The 544-nt window shown below is 70.2% G+C and carries 1 protein-coding gene; it reads right to left on the reverse strand.

All coding sequences use genetic code 11. The annotated features are described in order from the left end of the window. Nucleotides 1-544: helix-turn-helix domain-containing protein (locus tag ACSNOH_RS35075; RefSeq protein ID WP_436725487.1), on the reverse strand; the 544-nt coding region annotated here is incomplete at both ends.

The following is a 544-nucleotide window of genomic DNA, read 5'->3' on the forward strand; positions in this document are numbered from 1 at the left end:
GTGGGGGTGGTGTCGGTGGGGGTTGTGGGTCGGTTGGCGGTTTCCCAGAGGGGCTGGAAGTAGGTGATGTCGCCGCCGAGGACGTGGAGGAGGCTGATGAGGTCGCGCCAGCCGGGGAACTGGGTGCCGTCCAGTACGGCGGTGATCAGGGTGGGGGTGAGCTGGCGTTTGCTGGCGGTGGCGATGTCGTGGGCGGTGGGCTGGCCGGCTCTTACGTGCAGGGTGCGCAGTGCTCTCAGGAGGCGGGCGCCGGCGCGGTGGGGGTCGTCGTCGTCTTCGCCCTCGCCTTCGTCTTCGGTGTCGAGGAGGGGGCCGTTGGTGCGGAGGCGTTCGGTTTCCCACACGCTGCGCAGGACGGCTGGGTCGGCGCCGCAGGCGCGGGCGAAACGCTCGGTGAGTTCCCAGGTGGGGATGCGTTCGCCGCTGAGGATGCGGGAGAGGTAGGAGGCGGAGCAGCGGGTGCGTTCGCTGAGTTCCTTCATGGGCTTTTGGGAGGCGCGGGCGAGCATGGACAGGACGGGGGCGAGGCCGTTGAAGGCGGGGC

The sequence above is a fragment of the Streptomyces sp. URMC 127 genome (assembly GCF_051386535.1).
Classification (GTDB): domain Bacteria; phylum Actinomycetota; class Actinomycetes; order Streptomycetales; family Streptomycetaceae; genus Streptomyces.